15 protein-coding genes are annotated in these 25,560 nt (G+C 63.8%); 8 read left to right on the forward strand and 7 right to left on the reverse strand.

The genetic code is table 11. The annotated features are described in order from the left end of the window. Positions 1–530: 530 nt before the first annotated feature. The 3 genes from HGK27_RS20765 (at position 531) to HGK27_RS20775 (ending at position 3,940) form a co-directional block, all read left to right on the forward strand. Positions 531–1,421 (forward strand): TIM barrel protein, encoded by an 891-nt coding sequence (locus HGK27_RS20765; protein WP_206244734.1) that lies wholly within the window; start codon positions 531–533, stop codon positions 1,419–1,421. 117 nt (positions 1,422–1,538) lie between these two features. Next, on the forward strand, positions 1,539–2,741 hold the full coding sequence (locus HGK27_RS20770; protein ID WP_241127687.1) for an NAD(P)/FAD-dependent oxidoreductase: 1,203 nt from the start codon (positions 1,539–1,541) through the stop codon (positions 2,739–2,741). Beyond that, positions 2,738–3,940, forward strand: coding sequence for a M24 family metallopeptidase (locus HGK27_RS20775; protein WP_206244736.1), 1,203 nt, complete (start codon positions 2,738–2,740; stop codon positions 3,938–3,940). Before HGK27_RS20770 ends, HGK27_RS20775 begins: the two co-directional genes overlap by 4 nt. Before the next feature lie 42 nt (positions 3,941–3,982). On the opposite strand, the gene HGK27_RS20780 is transcribed toward HGK27_RS20775, so the two are convergent. Beyond that, on the reverse strand, positions 3,983–5,584 hold the full coding sequence (locus tag HGK27_RS20780; RefSeq protein WP_206244737.1) for a family 43 glycosylhydrolase: 1,602 nt from the start codon (positions 5,582–5,584) through the stop codon (positions 3,983–3,985). Positions 5,585–5,773: 189 nt separating this feature from the next. Here HGK27_RS20780 and HGK27_RS20785 point away from each other — a divergent pair, with 189 nt between their 5' ends. The 3 genes from HGK27_RS20785 (at position 5,774) to HGK27_RS20795 (ending at position 9,801) form a co-directional block, all read left to right on the forward strand. Further along, positions 5,774–7,171 carry a peptide MFS transporter gene (locus HGK27_RS20785; RefSeq protein ID WP_206244738.1) on the forward strand — a complete coding sequence of 466 codons (1,398 nt, stop codon included), beginning with the start codon at positions 5,774–5,776 and terminating at the stop codon, positions 7,169–7,171. Positions 7,172–7,186: 15 nt separating this feature from the next. Then, positions 7,187–8,998, forward strand: a complete 1,812-nt coding sequence (locus HGK27_RS20790; protein ID WP_241127689.1) for a DUF885 domain-containing protein — start codon at positions 7,187–7,189, stop codon at positions 8,996–8,998. 155 nt (positions 8,999–9,153) lie between these two features. Further along, the gene (locus tag HGK27_RS20795) at positions 9,154–9,801 is read left to right on the forward strand and encodes a GntR family transcriptional regulator (RefSeq protein ID WP_206244739.1); all 648 of its coding nucleotides are present in this window, start codon (positions 9,154–9,156) and stop codon (positions 9,799–9,801) included. Between the two features lie 46 nt (positions 9,802–9,847). Here the strand turns inward: HGK27_RS20795 and HGK27_RS20800 are convergent, their stop codons facing one another. From HGK27_RS20800 to HGK27_RS20825, 6 genes are all read right to left on the reverse strand, one after another. Next, the gene (locus tag HGK27_RS20800; protein WP_206244740.1) at positions 9,848–11,281 is read right to left on the reverse strand and encodes an amino acid permease; all 1,434 of its coding nucleotides are present in this window, start codon (positions 11,279–11,281) and stop codon (positions 9,848–9,850) included. 24 nt (positions 11,282–11,305) lie between these two features. Beyond that, positions 11,306–12,304, reverse strand: a complete 999-nt coding sequence (locus tag HGK27_RS20805; RefSeq protein WP_206244741.1) for a 4-hydroxyproline epimerase — start codon at positions 12,302–12,304, stop codon at positions 11,306–11,308. Between the two features lie 11 nt (positions 12,305–12,315). Continuing rightward, positions 12,316–13,239 (reverse strand): dihydrodipicolinate synthase family protein, encoded by a 924-nt coding sequence (locus HGK27_RS20810; RefSeq protein ID WP_206244742.1) that lies wholly within the window; start codon positions 13,237–13,239, stop codon positions 12,316–12,318. Between the two features lie 96 nt (positions 13,240–13,335). Further along, a complete protein-coding gene (locus tag HGK27_RS20815) occupies positions 13,336–16,068 on the reverse strand; it encodes a TonB-dependent receptor (protein WP_206244743.1) in 2,733 nt (910 codons plus the stop codon). A 144-nt stretch (positions 16,069–16,212) separates the two neighbouring features. Continuing rightward, positions 16,213–17,727: a glycoside hydrolase family 27 protein gene (locus tag HGK27_RS20820; protein WP_206244744.1), complete on the reverse strand. Its 1,515-nt coding sequence runs from the start codon at positions 17,725–17,727 to the stop codon at positions 16,213–16,215. Between the two features lie 44 nt (positions 17,728–17,771). Then, entirely contained in the window at positions 17,772–20,141 is a 2,370-nt protein-coding gene (locus tag HGK27_RS20825) for a glycoside hydrolase family 127 protein (RefSeq protein ID WP_241127832.1), read from the reverse strand. 216 nt (positions 20,142–20,357) lie between these two features. Between HGK27_RS20825 and HGK27_RS20830 the strand changes: the two genes are divergently transcribed. Then, on the forward strand, positions 20,358–22,748 hold the full coding sequence (locus HGK27_RS20830; RefSeq protein ID WP_206244745.1) for a S9 family peptidase: 2,391 nt from the start codon (positions 20,358–20,360) through the stop codon (positions 22,746–22,748). Beyond that, positions 22,748–25,480 (forward strand): DUF5695 domain-containing protein, encoded by a 2,733-nt coding sequence (locus HGK27_RS20835; RefSeq protein ID WP_206245460.1) that lies wholly within the window; start codon positions 22,748–22,750, stop codon positions 25,478–25,480. The genes HGK27_RS20830 and HGK27_RS20835 overlap by 1 nt, the downstream gene beginning before the upstream one ends. Positions 25,481–25,560 lie beyond the last annotated feature (80 nt).

Genomic DNA, 25,560 nt, shown 5'->3' on the forward strand with positions numbered 1-25,560 from the left:
CGCATCCCCACCCGCGCACCGACGCTCCCAGACGGGCGCGAGCGAAACGCTTGGCCCATCCGTAGATTCCACTAGTTAACGAAAGATTTCTATAGGCGCGTCGGCCAAACGTGGGAGCGTTTTGTAACCGGCCGACGCGCCATCGCTCGCGGAGAACTCAACGCGAGACGATTTCCTGTGAATAGAACCATCGCTTCTACATCACTGATAAGAAGCGTTTAGGGATTTAAACTTGGCACGGACTTGCACTTAGGTACAGCAACCAAGCGACGAACTGTTAGCAATTCATCGTGAGTACGGAACGTTATAGCGGCGTATTCATAAAGCAAAGGCTTGATCAGGCGGACAGAGCTGACACCATGATCGTGCGCCTCCCGATATGACCCCTTGCAGGCAGTGGTTGGTGGCGGCACGACAGGCCGCTATGATCGCGGAATCGCGCTCACCGATGGAGCAGGTTCCATGCATCCCCGATCCGACACAATGCGCAGTTCCGCAGCCTCATCCCAGCCGGGAAGGCCCGCATAATCATGCAGGCAGATCATTTTTCCGTCAGTCGGCGCATGCTGGGCCGGTTTGCCGTTGGCGCCTCTCTGGCGTCGCTGATGCCTTTTCCCGCGATCGGAGCGCCGTCGCCTGCCGCGCGATTTTCAGTGATGGCCTGGGCGCTGGGTCACGGCATTCCCTTTGAGCGCCAATTGGACATCATCAGCCGGGCCGGTTACCAGGGCATCGAACTGACCAATGAATTCCGGACCTGGTCGAAAGCCGATCTGGCCGACGCTGCCTCGCGGATCAGGAGCCATGGGCTGGTCGTCGATGCAATGGCGGGCGTGCGGACCGGCTTTGCCAAGCTTGCGGAAACCGCGCAGTTCCTCACCGAACTGTCACAGGTGATCGACAGCGCAGTCGCCCTCGGCTGCAAACGCATCATCCTTGTTTCGGGGCCTGCCACGCCAGACATGCCCCCCGCCGATCAACAGGCCAGAGTGGCGGAAGCCTTACAGAAGGCCGCCGACCTCGCCGCTGCCGCCTCGATCGAACTGGTGATCGAACCCATCGACCCCTTCGAAAATCCCGCCGCCTTCCTGACCGGCGCACGTCAGGCCAAGGACATCCTGCAGCAGGTGGGCAAGCCCAACGTCAAGATCCTGTTCGATATCTTTCACGAGCAGCGCGCCCATGGCAATGTGCTGGAAACGCTCGAACTGCTGGTGAAGGATATCAGCCTGATCCATATCGCCGATTCCCCCAAGCGCGGCGCGCCGGGCACCGGCGAACTTAATTTCGCGCGCATTTACAGCACGCTGACCCGTCTGGGCTACAGCGACTGGATCGCCATGGAATTCTATCCCGAGGGGGACCCCGTGTCCGCGCTCGACATGGCCCGGCGTCAGGCAATCCGAGCCATGTCAGGTTAAAGGGCAGCGACAGGCATCGCGCTTCAAACGCCTTGCAAGAATTATTGTATACTATATATTTTCTGGATGCAAAATCACAACGGTAAGATCGCCATCATCGGCGGCGGCATCCTTGGCATGACCACAGCCCTCGCCCTGCTCGATGCAGGCCACAGGGTCACGATCTTCGATCCTGACGAAGCACTGCAGGCCGCCTCATGGGGCAATGCGGGCCATATTGCGGTGGAGCAGGTCGAACCGATCGCCTCACCGGCAACGCTGGCCTCGCTGCCGCGCCATCTGCTTGACAGGGACAGCGCACTTTCGCTGCCGTGGCGGGCGGCGGGGGCATGGCTGCCCTTTGGCATGGCGCTCGCCCGGGCTGCCCGGCCAGCTGCCTTTGCTGCGGGGCGCGCAGCGCTCACCAGCCTGATCTCGGGCGCGATGCAGGCCTGGGTCGATCTGGTCGAGCGCCTCGGCGAACCCGACCTGCTGATCCGCGAGGGCCATTACATCGTCTGGGATACGCCGGAAAGCGCGCGCCTCGGCATGGCCCGCTTGCAGGCAATGCGGGCCCCCACCGCCAGCTTTCGCCCCGTCACCGCTCAGGAAACCGAAGAGCTGGCCCGCCTGACCGGTCGCCCCCCCGCCGGCGCCCTGCGCACCATGGACAGCGGCCAGATCGCCAGTCACACTCGCCTGCATGCCGCCCTCAAGCGCGCCATCCTGCAAGCAGGCGGCGTCTGGAAGGCCGAGGCGGCATCGCCCGAAGTGGACAGCACAGGCCTCTGCCATATCGCCGGGCATGGTGCTTTCAGCCATGTGGTGATGGCGGCGGGCATCGGCTCCCGCCCCCTGATGGAGCAACTGGGCCACCGCGTGCCGATGATCGCCGAGCGTGGCTATCACCTGCACAGCAGCGGCACCCACTGGCCGCAGACCATGCTGCCGGTGGTGTTCGAGGACCGCTCGATGATCGTCACGCGGTTCGAGAATGGGGTGCGCGCCTCCAGCTTTGTGGAGTTCGCCACGCCCGATTTCCCCGCCGATCCGCGCAAATGGGCCCTGCTGCGCCAGCATCTGGCCGCGCTGAACCTGCCCTTCGATCTGCCCGGCGCGGAATGGATGGGCGCCCGCCCCACCCTGCCCGATTACCTGCCCGCCATCGGGCGCAGCCGCCGGATCGGCAATCTTTTCTATGCCTTCGGGCACAATCACCTTGGCCTGACGCTGGGGCCTGTTACAGCCGCGCTGATGGCAGAGCTGATCGCCGGAGACACGCCCCGGATCGATCTTACCCCCTTCGATCTGGCCCGTTTCAGCAGGAAAGACGCAGCATGAACAGCAAAGGCATCGGCGGCTCGGACGCCGCCAGCGAATTGGCGCAGATGCGCCCCTGGGCCGATCGGGCCCCGCTCCTTTCCACCGAGGACTTCGCCCGGCGCATCGCCCGCGCCCGCCAGCTGATGGCGCAGACCGGCGCGGAGGCCCTGCTGGTCGATGCCGGGCCCAGCCTGCGCTATTTCACCGGCTTGTCATGGGGCGCCAGCGAGCGGCTGGTGGCCATGCTGCTGCTGCCCGAGGGCGATCCTGTGCTGGTGGCGCCGCGCTTCGAACTGGGCTCACTGGAGGCCGAATTGCAGGTGCCCGCGCAGATCCACGGCTGGGAAGAGCATGAGAACCCGCATCTCATCCTCGCCAGCCTGTTGGGGGCCGCGCGCGTCAGGCGGCTGGCAATCGATCCTGCCTTGCCCTTCGTCATGATCGAAAGGCTGCGCCGGGCGGCGCCTGACGTGGCCCTGTCAGAAGCCAGTGCGATCATCGATGGCTGCCGCTCGATCAAATCCCCCGCCGAGCTGGCGATCATGCAGCAGGCCAAAAATATGACGCTGGAGGTGCAGCAGCGCGCCGCCCGCATCCTGCGCCCCGGCATCACCGCCGGTGAGGTCACGCGCTTTATCGAGGATGCGCATCGCGCATTGGGCGCAGCGGGCAACAGCTTCTGCATCGTGGAATTCGGCGAAGGCACCTCCTACCCCCACGGCCTGCCCGGCGAGCGGCGGCTGGCAATGGACGAGATGGTGCTGATCGACACCGGCTGCCGCGTGCAGGGCTACAGCTCGGACATCACGCGTTCCTATGTCTTCGGCACGCCCACGGCGCAGCAACGCAACATCTGGGACCTTGAGCATGAAGCGCAAGAGGCCGCCTTCATGACCGTGTGCCCCGGCGTGCCCTGCGAAGAGATCGATGCCGCCGCCCGTCGCGTGCTGGAGCGCGCCGGGCTTGGCCCCGATTACGCTTTGCCCGGCCTGCCGCACCGCACCGGCCATGGCATCGGCCTGTCGATCCATGAAGGGCCCTATCTGGTACGCGGCGACACCACGCCGCTGGCCCCCGGCATGTGCTTTTCCAACGAGCCGATGATCGTGCTGCCCGGCGCCTTCGGGGTGCGGCTGGAGGATCACTTCCACGTCACGGAAACCGGCGCGGCATGGTTCACCCAGCCCTCGCCCGCCATCGACGCGCCCTTTGGTTGAAAGATTGTCCGGCCCGCCAAGCCTGATCGGCGGGCCGGATTGTCAGGGCTTGGGGCAACCTTGCTGAGCACCTTCGCCAGCGCGATGCACGGGGACGGGGCGCGGGGTCAGCACCTCCCATTCCTGCACCCCCACGCCCGCATGCTCGTCCTTGCCTGAAGCGTCGAAGACCGCCCGCAAACAGCTGGTGGTGACCGGCGCGAAGGACACGCTGCTGAAACCCTCTTCCGCCACCGGATAGCGCGCGGCGATGCTCTTCCACGCGCCCTTGTTCCAAAACTCCAGATGCCAGGCGCGCGGCGGGGCAACGCCATCGCTGGCCCCGGCGGGCTGGTCGTGGAAGAAGGCGATGCGCGCGCCATTGATCCGCACCGGCGTAGCCCAGCCATATTGCACCCAGGGGCGGGCGGGATTGTGCCCGGTCCATGTGCCCCACATATCGGGCGGCAGCGGCGCGCTGCGCACAATTCCGTCATTGAGCGCGTTCAGCCAGTACTGCACCGGCACCGGCGCGTTGGAGGCAGTGGCCCGCGCCGCCGGGGCGATGTTGCGCTGAGGCGGAAGATCCACCACCGGGCGGGGCGTGGGCTGAACCATCCGCATGCGCGCCGGGCTGACGCTGTCGTCCCAGTGCAGTTCGTCAATCGCCACGCTGCGGCGGAAATGGTCACCGCCTTTCGCATCCGCCGTGTGATAGGTGATGTACCATTTGCCTTTGAACTCGGCAAAACCGGGGTGCGAAGTGGTGGAGGACACAGGCGGCAGCACCACACCCGTGTAGGTCCATGGCCCCAGCGGGCCGGGCGCGGTGCCATAGGCGATGCAGGCGTGATAGACGGCAGGGGTGCAGCCGTCGCCCTGCTTCACATCATTGCCCGCATAGGCCAGATAATAGGTACCCTTGCGCTTGAAGAGCCATGGCGCCTCGAAAAAGCCCTTGAGCGAGGTGACAGCCACCGGCTGCCCCTTGGGCGTGACCATATCGCGCTCCAGCTCCATGCCGCGCAGCTGGCCGAAGGTGCCCCAATAGATGTAGACGCGCCCGTCATCGTCCACGAAGGGCGTGGGGTCGATGTTCTGCATCGCATTGCGCACCGGCGCCGCCTGCGAAATGATCGGCCCCTGCGGATGAGCATCCACCCATGGCCCCAAGGGCGTGTCGGAGACGGCCACGCCGATGCCGAAGCAATCCTTGTCCTCGCAAGACCCGCGCATCACCGGGGCGTAGAGATAGAAGCGCTTGTCGCCCCCCTGCACGATCTGCCCGGCATAGGCCCGGGCCGGAGCCGCCCAGGCGAAGACCTTTTCGGGGCGCAGCATGGCGGGATAGAAACGCCAGTCACCGGAAGCCACGTCCTTGGTGGCCAGCATCTGCCATTCGTTCATGATAAAGTCGTTGACGCCCGGCGGGGCCTCATCGCGCCCGGTCAGAATGTAGAGCGTATCGCCCACCACCAGCGGCGCGGGATCGGTGGAGTAAGTGCGGCCATCGGACAGGATAGGGTTGTGCGCGGCATGAACCGGCACCGGAACAACGGCCGTGGCCGGATAGGGCGGCAAAGCGGGCACACCCTCGGCATGGGCGAGAGCGCTTGTGGTCAGCGCCAGCGTGGCACAAGTTGCGATATATTGCGCGAGACGCATTCCTGGCACCCCCCTGTCAGCCCGGTCGATTTCAGGCAGGATAGTATACGATAAAAACACTGACAATCCCACAAAAGCAGACTTCTGGCGATAAATTATCCAGCCTTTCGAGATGCCATCCTCATCATAAAGCCATTTTCCACACCCGACAGGCTGGACAGCAGAGAAATATAATATACCAAATGCTCCATGAGCATCGCGCGCGACATCACCACCCAGACCAGCGCCCCCTCTACCCGCAGCGGCACGCAGGATGGACCACAGGCCAACTCCCGCCATCCGCGCGGCCTGACCGTGCTGGCCACAACCGAATTATGGGAGCGCTTTTCCTTCTACGGCATGCAGGCGCTGCTGATGCTCTATATGACCACGCGGCTGGTGCCTCTGGCAGGCCATGGCGGGGTGTGGGGATGGCTGGGGCTGCGCCGGGCCTTGCAGAGCGTGCTGGGGCCGCTCTCCGATCAGGCCTATGCCTCGCAGATCTTCGGGCTCTACACCGGGCTGGTCTATCTGACGCCGCTGGCCGGAGGCCTGCTGGGGGACCGCCTACTGGGCCGCCGCCAGACCGTGCTGCTGGGCGGAGCGCTGATGGCGCTGGGCCATTTCCTGCTCGCGGTGGAGGCAGCCTTTCTGCCCGCGCTGCTGCTGCTGATCCTTGGCTCGGGCTGCCTGAAAGGCAACATCGCCACGCAGGTCGGCGCGCTCTACGCCCCGGCGGACCGGCGGCGCGACCGGGCCTATCTGCTGTTCAATCTGGGCATCAATCTGGGCGCCTTTGCCGGGCCGCTGGTCTGCGGCGTGCTGGGCGAGCAGGGCAACTGGCACCTTGGCTTTGCCATGGCGGGGCTGGGCATGCTGGTCGGGCTGGCGATCTATGTCATCGGCTGGCGCCATCTGCCGCGTGACACCGCCATAGCCCACCCCTGCGCCGAAGCGCAGCCCCTCACCGACGCACGTCGCCGGGTTGGCGTGCTGCTGGCGCTGGTGGCGCTCACGGCTTTTTACAACATCCCCGTGGGCGAAGGCTTCAACGTCTTCCCCTTGTGGATCGATGCCGCCGCCAACCGCCAGCTGGGCGGCTTCACCATTCCCGTCTCATGGTATCTGGCTGCTGACGGGCTGGTGACGGTGCTGGCCTCGCCGCTGGTGGTGATGCTGTGGAAGCGCCAGACCGAACGGGGCACGCTGCCCCCGGTCGCCTTGCGCATCGGCATCGGCTGCGCAGCCATGGCGGCGGCGGATGGTCTGCTGGCGATCCTTGCCCATCTCTGGCCTCTGCCGCATAGCCTCGGCCCGCTGGCCGGTTATGCCTATTTCCTGCTGGCCTCCTCTGCCTATCTCTATGTCATGCCGGTGCTGCTGGCGGCGGTAGCCGGCGCCGCCCCGCCACGCCTGACAGCCACGATGATGGGTGCGGCCTATGCCGGCCTCTTCGTCGCCAACCTGACCGCGGGCTGGCTGGCGCGCTTTTACGAACCCTGGGGAGCGGCCCGTTTCTGGGCCTTTCACGCAGCCATCGCCGCCACCGGCGCCTGTCTGGCCGTGATCGCCCGCCGCCCCCTCTCCCTGCCCGACGAACAGCCTTAACGAAAGACACGCTCCATGACCCGCCCCATGACCCATGTCCGGCACTGCAACCTCTGGCGGGCGAGCGTGGCGCTGCTGGCGCTCTGCGCCCTCTCGGGCCCGGTGCTGGCCGCGCCAAAGGCGCCCGCCAAAACCACCGTACACCAGAACGATGACGCCCGTTTCGAGCAGATCGTGGCAAAGGAATGGGCCTGGCGGAAAAAGCAGATGGCCGCCAATGAAGACAGCGACGGCGCCAATGCCATGCTGCTGCCCGATGTGAGCACGGCAGCGCAAGAGGCCAAGACGCGCCGCTGGGAGGAGGTAAGCGCCGCGCTCGACCATATCGTGCCCGCGCATCTGTCGGAAGCCAACCGCACCAATTACGCGATCTATCGCTATCAGATCGCCACGCTGCTCTCCCAGCAGCATTATCGCGAGTATGAAAAGCCGCTCAACGCCGACAGCAACTTCTGGGGCGATGTGGCGGAAAGCGGGCGCGGCACGCTGCACAGCGCGAAGGAGATCACCGACTATATCGCCATGCTGCGCCAGATCCCGCGTTATTACGACCAGCAGATCGCCAATATGCAGGCCGGGCTGGCGCGCGGCTTCACCCCGCCGCGCATCACGATGAAGGGGCGCGAGGAGTCGATCCTGCCGATCGTCGAGGCTGCCACGCCTCAGGACAATCCCTTCTACGCCCCCTTGAAGACCATGCCCGCCGGTATCCCCGCCGCCGAGCAGGAAAGCCTGCGCAAACAGGCCGCAGAGGCGATCACGCAGGCCGTGGTTCCGGCCCATCGCAAGCTGCTCACCTTCCTGCGGCAGGACTATCTGCCCCATGCCCGCACCGCGCTGGACGCTTTCTCGCTGCCCGACGGCAAGGCCTATTATCAGGCCCAGATCCGCGAATTCACCACGCTGGACCTGCCGCCTGAACAGATCCACCGCATCGGGCTGGAGGAAGTCGCCCGCATCCGCGCCGAGATGATGGCGGTGATGCAGGAGGTGCATTTCAAAGGCGATCTGCCCGCCTTCCTCGCCTTTCTGCGCAAGGACCCGCAGTTCTATGTGACCACGCCCCAGGCCCTGCTCGACCGCGCGGCATGGATCGCCAAGGAGTTCGACGGCAAGGCGGGCGACTGGTTCGGCCATCTGCCGCGCCGCCGCTTTGCCGTGGTGCCGGTGCCCGATGCCATCGCCCCCTTCTACACCGGCGGGCGTGGCGGGCCGGGGGTCTATCTGGTCAACACCTGGAACCTGCCCTCGCGCCCGCTCTATTCGCTGCCCGCGCTCACGCTGCATGAAAGCGCGCCGGGCCATGCCTTCCAGATGCCGCTGGCCGCCGAAAACAAGGGGCTGCCCGCCTTTCGCCAGCAAAGCTACATCTCCGCCTATGGCGAAGGCTGGGCGCTCTATTGCGAGAAGCTGGGCGAGGAAATGGGCATGTATCACACGCCCTATGAGCGTTTCGGCATGCTCTCCTACCAGATGTGGCGCGCGGCGCGGCTGGTGGTGGACACCGGCCTGCACACCAAGGGCTGGAGCCGCGAACAGGCGCAAAATTACCTGCGCGACAACACCGCCCTCTCCGACCACGAGATCGAGACCGAAACCGATCGCTACATCGCCTGGCCCGGGCAGGCGCTCAGCTATTATCTGGGCGAGAAGGCGATTGTCGACGCGCGGGCCAAGGCGCAACAGGCGCTCGGACCCAAATTCAACATCCGCGCCTTTCACGATATGATCCTGCAACTGGGCTCGGTCCCGCTGCCGGTGCTTCAGGCCCGGGTGGATCGCTTTATCGCACAGGGCGGCAAGGGCCCTTACCCGGACGAGGAATGACCGGCCAAGGCATCGCTTGAGCCCGATCGAATACCCAATAAACCCCGCCTATACGGGGGCAGAAATGCCCTCCTTGTGGATGCGTGAAGCTTTTAGTATACCGCTCATCCACCTGCCCCGCATGTTTCCAGCCCCCTGACGAGTAGACTGTCAATATGAGCCTCATTGTCCGCACCCTGTCGGAACAGATCTTTGATATTCTTAAAGAGAAAATCGTGGGAGGTCAGCTGAGCAGCGAACAGCCCATTCGACAGGACGCTCTGGCCGCCGAACTGGGCGTCAGCAAGATTCCCCTGCGTGAGGCGCTGGCGCGGCTGGAGCAGGAAGGTCTGCTCTATTCGCAGGCCAATCGCGGCTTTTTCGTTCGCATGATGACTTCGGCGGAGGCCGAGGAAATTTACGCGCTGCGTCTGGCCATCGAACCGGCGGCGGTGGGCATGGCCTCGGTGGCCGCCAATCAGGAGGAGCGCGATCTGGCCGTGGAGGCGCTCAAGGCGCTGGATGAGGCCGCCAACCACAATCTGGAGCTGGTGACCGCGCGCAACCGCGATTTCCATATGGCGCTGATCCGCCCCTGCCGCCGGGAACTGACGGTGCAGCTGATCGGCCGCCTGCAAACCCAGGCCGAGCGCTATACCTACAAGCATCTGGAACCGGCGGGGCGGGGCGACCGGGCGCATCTGGAGCATACGGTGATGCTCAAGGCATGGCTGTCGCGCAATGCGCAGCGCGCCGAGGAGCTGGCCGCCGCGCATATCACCGGCACGCTGGAAGATCTGCGCCGCCAGTTCGAAGTCAACTGAGGCTCAAGCGAGGCGGGGAAAGGCACGCCCTTCCCCGCCCCATGCCTCATTCAGCAGGCAGCTCCTCAACAACGCGCCCCGCCACAAGGCCGCGCGTCCGCCCGTAGAGCACATAGATCGCCAGCCCGATCGCATTCCACTCGCCAAAGCGCACCAGCGTCTTGCCCGGCAGCGAGGCCATCAGATAGAGGCAGCCCACCACCGCCAGCGTGCCCACCAGATAGGGCTGCGGGCAGTTGAAGATGCGCTTCAAATCGGGCGCCCGGCGGCGCAGCACCATCAGCGACAGGCCCACCGCGATAAAGGCGAGCAGCGTGCCCGCATTGGCCAGTTCGGCGATCTCGTCCAGTCGGAAGAAGCCCGCGACTCCCGCCACCAGCAGGCCGGTCACCCCGGTGATCAGCTGAGGCGTGCCGGTGCGCTGCGACACGCGGGCAAGGCCGGGGGGCAGCAGACCGTCGCGCGCCATGACGAAGAAGATGCGGCTCTGCCCATACATCATCACCAGAATGACCGAGGGCAAGGCCAGCAGCGCCGCCCCGGCAATCGCCCAGCTGGCAAAGGGATGGCCCAGCGTGCGCAGCACCAGCGCCAGCGGCTCGGCGGATTTGCCCAGCACCTGATAGGGCAGCGCACCGATGGCCGAAACCGCCACAAGGATATAGATCAGCGTGCACAGCGCCATGGAGCCGACGATGCCGATGGTCAGATCGCGCGAGGGGTTGCGCGCCTCCTCCGCCGAGGTGGCCACCGCATCGAAGCCATAGAAGGCGAAGAAGACGATGGCCGCCGCCGCCATCACGCCGCGCGTTTCATCGCCCTCCATATGGCTGGTGAAACCATAGGGCATGAAGGGATGGAGATGCGAGGCATCGAACACCGGCAGGGCCAGCGCCACAAACACCACCAGCGCCACCATCTTGATCAGCACCAGCACGATGTTGAGCGTCGCGCTTTCCCGCGTGCCCAGCATCAGCATGCCCGCAATGCCCAGCGACACCACCACGGCGGGCAGGTTGATGATCCCGCCGCCATGCGGCCCGGACAGCAGCAATGCGGGCAGATGCACCCCTGCCGATTGCAGCCAGCCCACCAGATAGCCAGACCAGCCCACCGCCACGGTGGAGCAGGCCAGCGAATATTCCAGGATCAGGCTCCATCCCACGACCCAGGCGACGGTTTCGCCCAACACCGCATAGGAATAGGTGTAGGCGCCGCCCGCGCGCGGCATCAGCGTGGCCATCTCGGCATAGGCCAGCGCCGCGCAAGCGCAGACCAGCCCTGCCACCAGAAAGGCCAGCACCACGCCCGGCCCGGCCCGGTCCGCCCCCACGCCGATCAGCGTGTAGATGCCCGTGCCGACAATCGCCCCCACGCCCAGTGCCACCAGATGCGGCCATGACAGCGTGGGCTTCAGCCGATGCCTGGCATCGGGGGCCGCCTCGCTGATCACCGGCTTGCGCAGCCCCAGAATGCTCATTCCTCTTATCCCCCCAACCTTGCGTCAAACCACCGAGAAGCCGGCCCAGAACGGGTCTTCACGGTCGATCCATATGGTGTTGAACCCTGTTGCCACCGCGCTTCCCTCGATCGAGGGGATGATGGCGGGCGCTCCCATCAGCGAGGTTTCGGCTTCGACCCGCCCGATGAAGCGGCTGCCGATATAGCTCTCGTGGACGAAGCGATCCCCTACGTTAAGTTGCCCCTTGTGCACCAGATGGGCGAGCCGGGCCGAGGTGCCTGTGCCGCAAGGGCTGCGATCGATGGCGCGTTCGCCATAGAACACCGCATTGCGCCCATCGGCACCTTCTCCGCGCGGCTTATCGGCCCAGAGCACATGGCTGACACCGCTGATGCGCTCGTCCAGCGGATGGGTGGGCGTGTAGACCGCGCGCACCAGCTCGCGGATGGTACGGCTCAGTTCGACGATGCGCGAGGCGCCCAGATCGTCGAGCCCGGTGTAGGCGCCCTGCGGCTCGATGATGGCGTAGAAATTGCCGCCATAGGCCACGTCCAGCGTGAGCGGGCCAAAGCCGGGGACATCGATCGCGATGCCGGTGGCCGCCACGAAAGCCGGAACATTGCGGATGCGCACCCAGGTCACCTTCTGGCCCTGCGTGCCATAGTCGATGTCGATCACCCCGGCGGGGACCTCGATCCGCAACTGGCCGGGCGTGCGGGGCGTGATCAGCCCATGCTCCAGCCCGAAGGTGACGAGGCCGATGGTGCCATGGCCGCACATCGGCAGACAGCCGGAGGTCTCGATGAAGAGGATGCCGCAATCGGCATCTTCCTGCGTGGGCGGGAAGAGAAAACCGCCTGACATCATGTCATGCCCGCGCGGTTCGAAGCACAGGCCGGTGCGAATCCAGTCGAAGCGCTCAAGGAAATCGGCGCGGCGCTCGATCATGCTGGAGCCGCGCAGCAACGGCGCCCCGCCCGCCACAAGGCGAACGGGGTTACCGGCTGTGTGGCCATCGATGCAGAAGAAATGATGGCGCATACAGTTGACTTTCAGGCCGCGACGGCCGGTTTGAGCGTGGGACGCGTGGCGGCGCATTGCTCGACCCAGGCGATGACATCGGCACGGCGTTGCCCTGTCAGCGGCAGGCGAGGCATGCGCACACGCTCGCTGCCGCGGCCCATGATCTGCTCGGCCAGCTTGATCGACTGGACAAGATCATGCTCGGCATCGAGATGGAGCAGCGGCATGAACCAGCGGTAGATGGCGCGCGCCTCATCGAGCCGCCCTTCGTTCACCGCCGCGACAAGGCGCACGGATTCCTCCGGGAAGGCGCTGGTCAGGCCCGAGACCCAACCTGAGGCGCCCAGCAGCAGCCCTTCGAGCGCCACATCGTCAAGGCCCGCCATCACCGTATACCGATCGCCAAAGCGGTTGATCACATCGGTGATGCGGCGCGTATCGGGCGCGCTTTCCTTGACGGCCACCAGATTGGGCACGTCGCGCAAAGCCTCCAGCGTGGCGAAATCGACGTTCACGCGATAGGCGGGCGGGTTGTTGTAAAGCATGATCGGCAGGCTGGTTGCCTCGGCCACGGCGCGGAAATGAGCCTGCAGCTCTTCCCTGGTGGGCACATAGACCATGGCGGGCAGGAGCATCAACGCATCGACGCCGAGTTTTTCCGCGTCACGGGCATAGTCGATGGCGCGCGCCGTGGTCATTTCCGACACACCCGCCACCAGCGGGACCTTGCCGCCCACCGCCTCGACACCGGCGGCGAGAACCTTGCGCTTTTCATCGGCTTCGAGCGAGTTGTTTTCCCCGCAGGTGCCCAGCAGGATCAGGCCATCGACCCCATCCTTGACGAGCGCGGACTGAACGCCCTGCGTGGCATCGTAATCGATCGAGAGATCTTGCGCGAATTGTGTGGTGGCGGCGGGATAGACACCCTTCCACAGCACCTTGGATGCAGTCATGAACGCTTCCTCCTTAACTGCATTTTTTCGTATACTATATTCTAAATGGCGGCAAGCGGTTTTGTGCAAGGGGGCTGCGGGATTTGCCCCCTTGCATCACATGCGGACGCGCGCGCTCAGCTGGACGGTGCGCGCCTGAAAACGCACGCCCTCCGGCAGGTAGCTGCGCTCACCCCAGGTCTCGCGCATGTTGTTCTTGAGCAGATTGCTGGCTTCAAGGCTGAGCGTCATAAACTTGAGTGGCGTATAGTTGATCGCCATGTCGAGGCGCGATGTCGGCTCGATGTAGGGCGAATATTCGGCATTGGTCCAGACAGCGCTGCGATAGCGCGAACGGTAATTCCATGAAATGCGCGTGCTGAACTTGGGTGTATCGTAATAGAGCGCTGCATTCAGCGTCAGATGCGACATGCCCACCGCATTGTTGTCGCTGTTGTCGGGAAACTCGATCTTGCCGACAGCCAGATAGGTGGTGTTGAAAGAGGCGCCGAAATTGCGCAAATCCTTGGGCAGGAAATCGAAGAAGCTTTGCGCGGTGAACTCGATGCCACCAAATCTGCCATCACCGGCATTGCGATTCTGCCACACAGTGCCATAGGTGTTGAGTTCCGGAATATATTCCGTCTTCTGATCGTAATAGATATAGCCCTTGGGCATCTTGTAATAGCCGCCCAGAGAGATCTGACCGCCACGCCCGAAATAATGCTCCAGCGAGATGTCGAAGCTTCTTTCGGTATAAGCCTTCAGATCCGGGTTACCCGCATAGACGGTGTTGTTCTGAGCCTGCACGATACGGAAGGGGCTGAGCGCATAAAAATCCGCGCGCTGCACATTCTGCGTATAGGCCAGGCGCAATTGGGTCTTGGGCGAGAAATGCACGATGGCATTGATGCTGGGCAACACATCGATGAAATTGCCGCGCCCTGATGACTGGCTGATCGTCTGGTTCCAATTGACATCATAGGAATATTGAGCGCTGTTGCTGATACCCCAGGTGTTGACGATACGCGCACCCGCCACGCCATCAACCGGAATATTGCCAATTGTGAAACCATAATTCATCTGGGCATAGACAGCGAAAGTGTTCTCGCTGGATGCATAGCCGCTTCCCAAATCAAGGCTGGGATATTCAGTGCTCCAATCCGAAGCGGGATTGGTGCCGCTGGTCGCCAGTGAGGATTTGATCGCCGCCAGATTGTCCCACACGGAATTGGCATCCAGATGATACCAGCTTGGGGCGCCGGAATAGTCAGGCGTGGTGGCGCTGTAACTTACCCCATTGAAATTGGTGAGATTGTAATAGCCGCCACTCGCCGTGCGCGGAAAGCTGTCACGATAGCCATAGCGATAGGCGATCTTGCGGTTTGAAAAACGCGTGCCCATCTGCAAGGACTTGAAGAAACCGTCGCTGACATCCTGCGTGAGATCAAGCGCGAAGGCATATTGATCATTGGTCGAGACGCCGCGCTCATCGTGAAAGTTATAGAGAACATACTGGCTGGGATCAGTCAGACTGACCCCGTTGAAACTGACGAAGGGCCCGCCGCCCGGCACTTGCGATGAATCCATATCCGCAGTCGCACTTGTGGCATTGGGCAGGCGATAGATGCTGAGCAGCGAATAGGTTTCGCGGCGGCTATGCGCATATTGCGCGGAGAATTTGATATGGGTGTGAGCCGTGTTGAAATGCGTCTCGAAATTGAGATTGTAATTTCGTTCGGTCGCCTTTTCGGCATAGGCTTCCGGCCCGCCATCGACCATCGTTCCGGCTGCCGGGGTCAGCGTCAGGCTTTGCAGCGTGTTGTAGCCCAAAGGCGTGGTGGCACCATAACCCAGATTGGTCAGCGTGTTGCCATCGTCGCGCAGCACCAGATGCAGGCGGTCGCGTGTGCGCTTCTCGCTGCTGGAGAAGAACTGCCCTTCCAGCACAAAATCCAGCTTGGGCGTGGGCTTCCACTGCAGCACCGCATTGACCGAGGGCCGCGTGATGGAGCCCTGCTCCACGCCATAATTCACCGCATAGGGCAAAACCGTGGTCGCCGCCTTGCCGGCGGGCAGGCTGTTGTAAGCGGTCGTTCCGGGATTGAAGATATCGGGAGATTCGCTCTCCACAAAAGTCTCGTTGTAATTGTTGCGCGTGTAGGACGCGTTGATCAGAAAGCCGAATTCGCCGCCGCTGGCCGTATCCATGCGCTTGCCGAGCAGAACACTGGCATAGGGGCTTTTGGTACTGCCAATGTCGGAGAACACTTCGCGGAAACTGGCCGCGCCTGTCCAACCCTTCTTCAGATCGAGCGGACGACGCAATTCCACATTGACCGTGCCGCCAATACCACCCTCGATCTGATCAGCGGTGCGGGTCTTGTAGACTTCGACGGATTTTAGAAGTTCGGCAGGAATATTCGAAAGGTTCATCGAACGGCTGTCGCCCGAATTGGCCTCCATGCCGTTGACTGTTGTGCTGATATCACTCATGCCGCGAATGGTCAGCGAGGAGCCTTCACCATGTTCGCGCTCGATCTGAACGCCGGTAACGCGGGCCAAAGCTTCAACCACATTGTTGTCTGGCAGCTTGCCAGCGTCCTCGGCGACCACCGAGTCCACGATCTGCTTGGCCTCCTTCTTTTTGGCTGCAGCGGTTTTTAGACTTCCCCGCACGCCCAGCACCAGAATGGCCGCCTTATTCTCGGCATCGGCCTTCGATACTTGCGTGTTGTCGACAAATGCTGCGTTCTGGCTGGTCGACTGCGCTGCAACCTCCATCGGCTGCGATGCGATGCAAAGCGCAGCCAAGGCCGAAGACACATGCAAAGATGCTCTAACCCTCATGATTACCCCCATCGATTCTGCAGGCCATCCCCGACACCGCGATTCGTTTTAGTATGACTATTATCGTATACTGTATTTCAAGGATGCCAAGAGGGGTTATGACAGGATCATTGCATATGCTTCATTTTTGTGGGAGCCGGGCGATCAGTCCGCAGAGACCCCCAGACCGGTGGCAAAGCGCAACAGCACACTGCCATGCGCGGGCAGCACGAAGCCATCGCCCGTACTCACCCTCCGCTGCGCCCATACGTCCAGCGCCATGGTTTGCTGCGCGGTTTCCGCAGGCGTCAGATGCAATGTCACGGCCTGCTCACCCCGGTTGAACAGTGCCAGAGCGTGTCCGCCATCCGCCAGGGGCCTCGACCAGACTTCTGCCTGCCCCGCGCTGCGCAAGCGATGGCCCGGCACGCCAAGGCGATCCTGATCGATAGCAATAACATCCTTGTTTTCCAGAATTTCCTTCGTCTCGGCACTCATGGCGCGCACATCATGCCCCATCAGCAAAGGCGCCGAGGACATCGCCCACAGGGCCATATGCGCGCGATATTCCACAGCGCTCATGCCGCCGTTACCGACCTCCAGCATATCGGGATCGTTCCACCCACCAGGCCCTCCAGCGGGGAAGCGTGGATTGCGGTCGAGACCGATCGCCGTCATCGAGGCAAAGTCATCGGTGATGTCGCCCGTGGTGCGCCACAAATGGCCCCCGGCCTTGCGCCCCCATGTCGCGACATCGACCCGGCCATACTCACAAAGACTGTATACGATGCTGCGCCCCGTGGCTTTCAGGGCCGCTCCCATCTCCTGATAGCCACGCCGCACCTCATCCTGAGAGCGATAGAACCACTCGCCGGAACACAGGTCGTACTTCAGATAATCCACGCCCCAGGCGGCAAAGGTCCGGGCATCCTGCGCCACATGGCCATAGCTGCCCGTGAAACCGGCGCAGGTTTTCGGCCCCGGCGAGGAATAGATCCCCAGCTTCAGCCCCCGTGCATGGACGTAATCGGCCAGCCCCTTCATATCCGGAAACTTGGCATTGGGCCGCAAGATGCCATCCGCGCCCCGCTCGCCCTGCCAACCATCGTCAATGTTGACATACGTATAGCCTGCATCGCGCAGGCCCGTGGCAACCATCGCATCGGCGATTTCACGCACCGTCTTGTCATCGATGTTTTCGGCAAAACGATTCCAGCTGCTCCATCCCATGGGCGGGGTGGCAGCCTGCCCATCCACAGCCAGATCGGTCAGCGGCGGCAGGCTGGTGGGCGTAAAGCGATAGCGCTTTTGCTCCTGCGGCGTGGCAGGCCTCGCCGATTGCACCACATGCGAGGTCCAGATGTCCCCCGTCAGCGTCAGTTGATCGCCCTGAACAGCAGCCACCCAATGCCTCACCGGGCGCGCATTGTCGTTGAGATTGCCCAGATCGAACTCGAAGCCCTGCGCATTGCGGCGCACATTCTGCGCCGGCATCGTGCCATACCAGTCGCTGGTGACGGTCGCGCCGTCCTCCCCGATCTCCAGCAAGCGGACGCCGGGATAAGTCGGACTATCGGCGAAATACCAGACCTGCGCCGCCGCCGCATGAGCCGCCACCCCCGCCAGCACAGCAGAAAGCGCAGCCAAAGAAGCCAGGGCACGGCGAACCGGCCTGCGCATGACAATCCCCCGCATAATCATCCCCTGATTGGACGTATAAAACCTCAGGATGGTGCCTGAGTGAAAATCCTCACGCCGAAGACCGGCCCTGCTGTCTCGCGATCATGGGCCTCAAAGCGGATCTTCACGCTGGTCTTGCCCTTGGTCAGCGCCTCGGGAATGGGATATTCGGCGTCGAAAAACTTGCTTGGCCGATCATTGTCGATCGTGGCGGTGACAATCTTCACCCCATCCACCAGAATATCGAAACTGCGCTTGCGCTCGCTGCCCCAATAGGTGGCCTGCAAGACAAGCGGCCCCGGCTTCACCTTCATCGCGAAATCGAAATAGCCGCCGCCGCGCGCATCGCGCCCGTTCTTGCCGCGATAGCTCAGCGGATAGGACAAGTCGGAGGTCAGCCCATGGTCACGCTCGGGCTGCATTTCGCCCAGATGCATCACATCAACCGAACGCGCGGCAATGTCGCGCGCCTTCGCCTGATCGGCGAGGAAACCGGCCTCCTCGGTCTTCCACGCCGCCTCGCTGAAGCGCTTGAAATAGACCGCGCTGCGCCGTTCATACTGACTGTAGAAAGGCACGAAGGCATAGTTGGCCGGGCGCAGCACGCCCTGCGTGGCAAAGCGCGGACGGTCCGACACCATGGGTCGAAAGGCGGCCAGCGGCGCCTCACCGACCATGGCGGGATCGACGCCGGTCCATTCCACCTCAGTCGGCCCCAGATCGGCGGCCATCACCATCGGCCCGCGCAGCACCGCCACCGTATCGGGCGCGCCCGGCACCGCCTCCAGCCGCAAGTCGAGCGGGAGCACCAGCGACACGCGATCCCCGACCTTCCACATCCGCTCCACCACGGCATAGCCATGGCGCAACACCGGCACCACCGTGGCGCCATTCACCGCCACCAGTGCCTTGCCCTGCGCCCAGCCCGGCACGCGCAGCGCCAGAGCAAAATGCGCCGCCTTCCCCACCTTTTCCAGCGTCAGGCTGGTGTCGGGCTCATAGGGGTAACGCGTTTCCAGCCGCAGACGAACACCACGCGCCGCCCATTGCGCCTGCGCCGGGATGTAGAGATTGACGAAAAGCGTGTGCCCATCCTCCCAGAAGATGGAATCGCCATGCTTGGCGTGGCTTTCCATGCCCGAACCGACACAGCACCAGAAAGCTTCCTCATCCGGCTGCGAATAGCCACGCGCGGCGCCGCTCATCAGCGGCGTCATATAGGTGAAGCCACCGTTGGAAGGATCTTGCGCCGCCATCACATGGTTGAGATGCGTCCGCTCATAATAATCGAACAACGCGCCATCAGGCTGCCAGCCATAGAGATGCCGTGTCAGCTTGAGCATGTTGTAGCTGTTGCAATGTTCGCAGGTCTGCTCGGTGATGTGATCCGCCAGCGTGTCGGGCTCGGAGAAATATTCGCGATCCGCATTGCCGCCAATGACATAGGAGTGATGCTGCGTCACCGCATTCCAGAAGAACTGCGCGGCGCGCGCCGGTTCGGGTGTGCCGTTCAGCTCATGGATGCGTGCCAGACCGATCAGCTTGGGCACCTGCGTGTTGGCATGGAAATTGGCGAGCTTGTCCTCCTGCGCCACCAGCGGGTCCAGCACGCGCCGGTCATGGACGCGCACCGCCACGGCCAGCCATTGCGCATCGCCCGTGCGGGCATAAAGCTCGGCATAGCTTTCGTTGAGGCCGCCATATTCGCAGCCCAGCACCGCCTGCATCTGCGCGTCATTCAGCGCATCGAACATGCGCTTGAAATAGGCGCCCAGCCCCAATGCCACCTGAAGCGCGCGGGCATTGCCCCAGGCCTCATGCACATCGAGCAGCCCGGCAAACACCTTGTGCACCGTATAGAGCGGCGACCACGAACCGTTGAGATCGAACCCGCCCGAGCGAATGTCCCCGGCCATCACCTCATGGAAGATCACCTCACCATCGACGATCTGGCCCTCCCTGGTCTTGCGCCCCAGCCCGCCGACATAGCCGCCACCTTTGCCGCCGGCCCGATGCGCCTGAACCAGCGCCAGCTCCTCGACAATGTAATCGGCGCGGCGGCGGCATTCGGCATCGCCGGTCTGCTGCCACATCAGCACCAGCGCCGACATATAATGCCCCAGCGAATGACCCGCGATCGTGTCGCTTTCCCAGCCGCCATAGATCGGCGCCTTGGGCTCCAGCCCGGCATATTTGCGGAAATTGTGCAGAAAACGGTCAGGACTGAGCGACAGCAGATAGAGCCGGTTGACCTCCACCGCGCGGGCATAGTCGGATGGCAGCAGCCGCACATCGCGCAAGGGCAGAGAGCGCACCTTGCCAAGCCCCCGCACCGGGGCGGTGGCCAAAGCGCGCCCTCCCACCAAAGCGGTTACCGCCGTGCCGGCCATCCATTCGCGGCGGGTCGTTTTCATCATCAAGCCCCTCAATCTCGGAATAATCGTATACTATAATTTCAGGGAGGAATTTCTAAATCCCCGAAACCCGCCGATTTTCGGCTTTAAGTAGGAGTAGATAGCATAATTACCCCATGTCAACAAGAAAATATCGTATAACATTGTTGACAGCCTTACCCGCAAACCCTCATCATCCACGCCATTCCACATCGCCATCGACCGGGATCAAAACCCTTGCGAAAGCCCTCTTCCCTCGCCTTGTCCGCAACGCTCGCCCTGGTTCTGGCCGGGGGGCTGAGTGCCCCTTCCGTCGATGCGGCCACCCCCCGCCACAGCCGCCCGCACGCCATGCCGCGCGCCGCCACGCCGGCGGTCTTGCCCGCTCCGGTGCTGCCGCCGCTCGCGCTGCGCTATGGCACGGCGCTGCATCTGTTGAACGAGGGCGCGGGCTCCCTGTTGATCGATGCCAATCTGTCGCCCTCCTTCACCCATGACGGCGCAGGGCTGCTCTATCGCAAGGGCGGGCTCGCCAGCCGCCGCTATCTCTATCTCGACCTGACCACGCAGCAGGAGCGCGAGATCGCCAATCAGGCCGATCTGGCCCGCGCTTTCGCGCAAGCCGGGAACCCCGCGCTGCCCCCCGAAAAGCTGCGCATCGAGGATGCCGATTTCGACGCTCACGCCGGTCTGCTCACCTTCAAGGCGATGGACAAGAGCTGGCAATATGACGGCAAGACCGTCAGCGCCGCCCAGCACGCAGAACCCGATCCGGCGCAGGGCCTGCTCTCACCCGATGGACGCTGGCGCGTCGTCTACCGGCATTACAACCTCTATGCCGTGGACGTGCAGTCCGGCCACGAAGTGCCGCTGACCACCGATGGCACGCGTGAGGAACCCTATGGGCGCGAGATCGCCCCCCTGATGGACATCATCAAGCAGAACACCGAGGAGCCCGCGCTGCCCGTCTCGGCGCAATGGTCGCCAGACAGCCGCTATCTGCTCAGCTGGCGTCTGGATACGCGCGGCGTCGAACCGCTCTCCATCACCCAGCAGAGCCCGGTGGGCAGCTTCACGCCGCATACATTCCACTACATCTACCCGTTGGCCGGGGCGAAGATGCTGCCGCTGGCCCGGCGCATGGTGGTGGATGTGGAGGCTGCCATGAAGAAGGGCAAGGCACGTATCGTCCCCATCGATATGCCTGCCGAGGCGCTGCTCTATCCCGCCGCGCCCGATCTGGGCTGGGAAGCTGGCCGCCCGCGCATGACCTGGACCGAGCGCGGCTATGGCCGACAGGTGGTGTACGCGGCCGATCCCGAAACCGGCGCCACCACGGTGCTGGCCGAGGATGCCGTTACGCCGGTGGTCACGGTGACCTCCTCGGCGCTGATCCCGGCCCCCCAGCTTCATGGCGAGCTGGCCATTTCCGAAAGGTCCGGCTGGGCGCAGCTCTATCTGGTGCGCCCCGATGCGCCAAAGGCCGGCACGCCGCTGACCAGGGGCAATTGGGAGGTGCTTTCGGTCGATCACATCGCGCCGGATGGCCATGATCTGATCGTGACCGGCGTGGGGCGCGAGGCCAGTCGCAACCCCTATTGGCGCTCGCTCTACCGCGTGACGCTGGACGGCAGCGCGCCGCTGGAACTCACCCCCGAACCGCTCGACCATGATGCCAGCGTCTCGGAGGACGGGCGCTGGATCGTGGACGCCATGTCCAGCCCCGCCACCCCCACGCGCACCGTGCTGCGCGACGGCAAGACCGGCGCCATCCTGCGCGAGCTGGGCACCGCCGACGACAGCGCATGGAAAGCCGCCGGTTACGCCGATCCGGAGCTGTTTCAGGGCGTGGCGGCAGACGGCAAAACGCCCATTCAGGGCATGATCCTGCGCCCGGCGCATCTGGACCCTGCGCTGCATTATCCGGTGATCGACAATGTCTACACCGGCCCCACCACCACCGACGTCCCCGCCAGCTTTGCCGATGCGCATCGCGTGTCGGGCAATGCTCTGGCTCAGCTGGGCGCGATCGTGGTGATGATCGACGGGCGCGGCACATCGCGGCGCGGGCAAGCCTTCCGCCTGCCCGCCTTCCAGAATCTGGGCGAGGTGGGGCTGGACGATCATATCGCGCTGATCCGCCAGATGGCGGCGCGCTATCCCTATATCGATACCAGCCGCGTGGGCGTCTATGGCGGCTCGGCGGGGGGCTATGATGCGGCGCGCTTCATGCTGCGCCGGCCGGAGTTCTTCAAGGTGGGCATCGCATCCTCAGGCAATCACGAATTGCGGCTGGACAAGGCATGGTGGCCAGAGGTCTCCATGGGGCTGGCCGACGATGCGACGTGGGAGCGCAAATCCAACCTGTCAGTGGCGGGGAACCTCAAGGGCAAGCTGCTGCTGGTCCATGGCGATATTGACGACAATGTGCCAATCACCGCCAGTTTCCGGCTGGAAAAGGCACTGATCGATGCCGGAAAGGATGTGGACATGGTGGTGCTGCCCAACACCCGCCATGCCGTCTACCAGCCTTATTACTGGAAGAAATTCCTCGATTATTTCACGCTGAACCTGCTGGGCGAAACGCCGCCCGCCCTGCCCTACACGCCAACCGCGAGCCATTCATGATGCCCTTCTTGCGCAACCTGCCGCTACTGGCCCTGCTGGTCACGCTTGCCCCGATGGTTCATGCCGATGAGGACGCGCCCAAGCCTGCCGCCAAGGTCTATCCGCCCATCGCGACGCGCGTGATCCATGCAGGCGGCTTCACACTGGCACTGCGCAGCGATACGCAGACGCTGGCGCGGCTCTCCCCGGATGGCGAGGCCGGTTTCGATTTCGTCCCTGGCGGGCGTGAGGCCGAGCGCGCGGGCGATGGCTTCAACCATATCGGCGACCTTCATCTGCGGCTGAGGCAGGAAGGCGGCCCATGGCAGGATTTCGCCAGCCAGCATCAGCGCAAACCGATCACCCCGCTGCCCACGCGCGCAGGCGAACTGGCCGCCGCCGATATCTCCGCCACGCTGGGCGCGGGCCTGCCGCTGAAGGTGGAGCGCCGCTGGGCGGTTGAGAAAGGCACGCTGGCCCTGCGCTTCACGCTCACCAACACCGGCAAGGCGCCGGTGGAGATCGGCGCGCTGGGCATGCCCATGGTGTTCGACAACATCATCCTCGACCGCGATCTGGATCAGGCGCACAGCCAGGCCAGTTTCGTCGATCCCTATATCGGGCGCGATGCGGGCTATCTGCAGGTCACGCGGCTGAACGGTGCGGGCCCTGCTCTGGTGGTCATGCCCGAGAAGGGCACCCCGCTGGAGGCCTACAAGCCGCTGATGCAGGAAGGACGCCACAGCGGCGAGGATATCTTCACCGAAAAGAGCCCACGCACACAGGTCAGCGAGGGCTTCTATGACTGGACCGTCGCCAGCAAAGGCTTTGCCGAAAAGGAATGGACCAAGGCGGGCGAGCAGTGGAACGTGCCCACCAGCATCACGCTGAGCCCCGGCCAGAGCCGCAGCTTCGGCCTACGTTTCGCGCTCTCGCCCTCCATCCGCGGCATTGAGGGCACGCTGGCCGCGCATGGCCGCCCGGTGGCCGTTGGCATCCCCGGCTATGTGCTGCCCACCGACCAGACCGCCAGCCTGTTCCTGAAATCGCCCAGCCCGGTCAGGAGCTTCGCCGCCAGCCCGGCAGGCGCCCTGACCGTCACACCCGATGGCACCGGCAAAGGCTGGGCCCGCTATGCCATGCGCGCGCAGGGTTGGGGGCCAGCGCGCCTGTCGGTCACCTATGCCGATGGGCAGGTGCAGACGATCAGCTATGACATCACCAAGCCTCTGGATCAGGTAGCCGCCGATCTGGGCCATTTCGCCACCACCAGCCAGTGGTTCGAGGGCAAGGGCGATCCCTTCCACCGCTCCCCCGCGATCCTGACCTATGACCGCGAGGAAAACCATCTCCTCACGCAAGACAGCCGCGTCTGGGTGGCGGGGATGAGCGATGAGGGCGGCGCGGGCAGCTGGGTGGCCGCCATGGTCAAGCAGCTCGACAATCCGAACCCGGAGGAAGTGGCCAAGCTGGAGCGGCTGGTCAATGAAACCGTGCTGGGCCATCTGCAGGTGGCAGAAGGCGAGCATGCCGGCGCCGTGCGCAAGAGCCTGTTCTATTACGACCCCAAGGACTTCCCCGATTATTACGATCCGAAGATCGACTGGCGCAGCTGGACCTCATGGTCGAAGAAGGATTCCGAGGACATCGGGCGCTCCTACAACTATCCCCATGTGGCGATCGGGCACTGGGTGCTTTACCGTCTGGCGCGCAACAACAGCGGGCTGGTCAAACAGCATGACTGGCGTTTCTACCTCGATCGGGCCTACCGCACCGCCACCGCCATGATGCGCGACGCGCCTTATTACGCGCAATTCGGCCAGATGGAGGGCGATGTCTTCCTCGATATCCTGAAAGACCTGAAGCGCGAGGGCATGACCACCGAGGCGACCGAGATGGAACGCCTGATGAAGGAACGCGCCGACCATTGGCGCAGCCTGAAATATCCCTTCGGCAGCGAGATGGCGTGGGATTCCACGGGCCAGCCCGAAGTCTACGCCTGGATGCGCTACTTCGGCTATGACAAGCAGGCGGAGGAAACCAGCGAGGTGATCCTCGGCTATGATCCCGCCATCCCCAGCTGGGGCTATAACGGCAATGCGCGGCGCTATTGGGACTTCCTCTATGGCGGCAAGGTCTCGCGCATCGAGCGGCAGATCCATCATTACGGCTCGGCGCTCAATGCCGTGCCGCTGTTTGACGCCTATCGGCGCCACCCGGGCGATCTGCATCTGCTGCGCGTGGCCTATGGCGGCATGATGGGCGGCATCACCAACATCGACCAGCAGGGCTTCGGCTCGGCGGCCTTCCACAGCTGGCCCGACATGATGCGCTGGGATGCGCTGACGGGCGACTATGGCATGGGCTTTTACGGCCATGCCATCGCGGCGGGCACCTATCTGGTGAAGGACCCGACCTTCGGCTGGCTGTCCTTCGGCGGCGATCTGAAGCGAGAGGATGGCGCCGTCACCATCACCCCCAAAGATGGTGCGCGCAGACGCCTGTTTATCGCCCCCGCCGGCCTGTGGATCACGCTGGAGGCCGGGCGCATCGCCAGCGCCCGCTATACGCCCGCCGATGGTGCGATCACCCTCACCCTCGACCCGGTGACGCCGGAGGACAAGGCTGCCCGGGTGTTCATCGAGAGCACCGCGCCGGGGGCCGCGCCTTACACCGCCCCCGGCCAGTTGGAGCGGGGCGGCTACACCGTGGCGCTGGGCGCAGCACCGACCGTGCTGCATCTCACCAGATAAGTTCGCCTGATACGTTGACCGGGGCCCTGAAACAGGAAAGATATTAAGCTATTCGGGGCCCCCGCCCCAACCGGGAATGG

It is taken from the genome of Novosphingobium terrae (assembly GCF_017163935.1).
Taxonomy (GTDB): Bacteria; Pseudomonadota; Alphaproteobacteria; order Sphingomonadales; family Sphingomonadaceae; genus Novosphingobium; species Novosphingobium terrae.

Bases quoted from the DNA above. Each gene is read 5' to 3' on its own strand.
- HGK27_RS20765 (WP_206244734.1), top strand. From the start codon at position 531: ATGCAGGCAGATCATTTTTCCGTCAGTCGGCGCATGCTGGGCCGGTTT.
- HGK27_RS20770 (WP_241127687.1), top strand. From the start codon at position 1,539: ATGACCACAGCCCTCGCCCTGCTCGATGCAGGCCACAGGGTCACGATC.
- HGK27_RS20775 (WP_206244736.1), top strand. From the start codon at position 2,738: ATGAACAGCAAAGGCATCGGCGGCTCGGACGCCGCCAGCGAATTGGCG.
- HGK27_RS20780 (WP_206244737.1), bottom strand. From the start codon at position 5,584: ATGCGTCTCGCGCAATATATCGCAACTTGTGCCACGCTGGCGCTGACC.
- HGK27_RS20785 (WP_206244738.1), top strand. From the start codon at position 5,774: ATGAGCATCGCGCGCGACATCACCACCCAGACCAGCGCCCCCTCTACC.
- HGK27_RS20790 (WP_241127689.1), top strand. From the start codon at position 7,187: ATGACCCGCCCCATGACCCATGTCCGGCACTGCAACCTCTGGCGGGCG.
- HGK27_RS20795 (WP_206244739.1), top strand. From the start codon at position 9,154: ATGAGCCTCATTGTCCGCACCCTGTCGGAACAGATCTTTGATATTCTT.
- HGK27_RS20800 (WP_206244740.1), bottom strand. From the start codon at position 11,281: ATGAGCATTCTGGGGCTGCGCAAGCCGGTGATCAGCGAGGCGGCCCCC.
- HGK27_RS20805 (WP_206244741.1), bottom strand. From the start codon at position 12,304: ATGCGCCATCATTTCTTCTGCATCGATGGCCACACAGCCGGTAACCCC.
- HGK27_RS20810 (WP_206244742.1), bottom strand. From the start codon at position 13,239: ATGACTGCATCCAAGGTGCTGTGGAAGGGTGTCTATCCCGCCGCCACC.
- HGK27_RS20815 (WP_206244743.1), bottom strand. From the start codon at position 16,068: ATGAGGGTTAGAGCATCTTTGCATGTGTCTTCGGCCTTGGCTGCGCTT.
- HGK27_RS20820 (WP_206244744.1), bottom strand. From the start codon at position 17,727: ATGCGCAGGCCGGTTCGCCGTGCCCTGGCTTCTTTGGCTGCGCTTTCT.
- HGK27_RS20825 (WP_241127832.1), bottom strand. From the start codon at position 20,141: ATGAAAACGACCCGCCGCGAATGGATGGCCGGCACGGCGGTAACCGCT.
- HGK27_RS20835 (WP_206245460.1), top strand. From the start codon at position 22,748: ATGCCCTTCTTGCGCAACCTGCCGCTACTGGCCCTGCTGGTCACGCTT.